Here is a 1,184-nt window from a genome sequence, read left to right as displayed (position 1 = left end):
CCATCGTGGGCAAGGGCGGGGAGTCCATACCGGACGAGGAGTGGGAACGCTTCCTTCGTGAGGCCGAGGCGGGGACCAAGGGCGCGCCCGAGGAGCCGTCAGCGCGGGCCCGGATGGTGGCGCGGCGGCTGCGGGAGGAGGAGACTGGCCGGCCGGAGCCATGGCGGGGTCACCAACCGGCCCGGCGGCACGGAGGCAAGGGCTGGTACGCGATCGGTCTGCTGGTTGCGGCCGCCTTGCTGGTCGCGGCGCTGGATCCAGGGTGGGTGGCTGGATGGTTCGGAGGCGGAGGCGGCGGGAGTGCGCCGCTCGCCGTGGAGTCGAAACGTCCGGATCAACCGCCGCCGACGGAAGCGGCAGCCCAACGTCCGACTGTGGAGCAGCCGTTCAAAGGGTCACCCGCGGCCCAGTGGGGTGACGGGACGGCTGGGATCGGCCTGCCTGAGGCGCGGGCGACCGGCTGGATGAGCAAGGGGCAGGTCGCGCAGGCGCTCGAGAAGACCCGGGACTTCCTAGCCGCGTCCAGTCTGGATCCTGCTGTACTGCGCGGGGAGCGGCCGAGGAAGGCGATCGCGTTGATCAATCCTCATCAGCAGGATGTCCAGGACTACCTGGCGACCGCGTTCCGTGCGCCCAGCCGGGAGAACGACCCTCTGCTGCTGTTCAGCCGGTTCGACAAGACGAAGGTCCGGCTTGTCGGGGATGTGGTCAAGACACGAGGGCGGATCACGTACCGAGAAGGTAAGCGTGGTGCTGTCGAGGTGACCACCGATGTCACGTACGTGTATCCAGCCGTACGCGCCGCAGCGGGAAGCGACGAAGTCGCGCGCACCATCGTGCGCCGCGAGGTCGTGATGAGTTGGGACGACCCGGCGAAGGTCGTCATCGAGCCGGGTACGTTCTCCCTCGTCTCCTACAAGGCGGACACCACCAACGGCGGCTGCGATAGCTTCACCGGCTACTTCACCCCCAACTTCAGCGCAGAGCGCGCGGCCTCGCGTCCGGGAGACGGCCCCGAGGTCGACCCGTACGACCGGAGCACGTCGATGGACACGCGCATGCGGCAGGCCGCCGACGCGGGGTGCGGGATTGCCACACGGTCATGAGCGGCAGTGGCAGGAAACAGAACTGCATGGTCGGGAGCCTCAAGCGTCGCGGGTCGGTGAGTGTCTAACTGCGTGACA

At 68.6% G+C, this 1,184-nt stretch carries 1 protein-coding gene; it reads left to right on the top strand.

Annotated elements, in window-relative coordinates; all coding sequences use genetic code 11:
* Positions 1–5 precede the first annotated feature (5 nt).
* Entirely contained in the window at positions 6–1,106 is a 1,101-nt protein-coding gene (locus BZY54_RS46865) for a hypothetical protein (protein WP_086731409.1), read from the top strand.
* Positions 1,107–1,184 lie beyond the last annotated feature (78 nt).

The sequence above is a fragment of the Streptomyces carpinensis genome, assembly GCF_002154505.1.
In the GTDB taxonomy this organism is placed as follows: domain Bacteria; phylum Actinomycetota; class Actinomycetes; order Streptomycetales; family Streptomycetaceae; genus Streptomyces; species Streptomyces carpinensis.
This window is presented reverse-complemented; position numbering and strand designations above follow the sequence as displayed.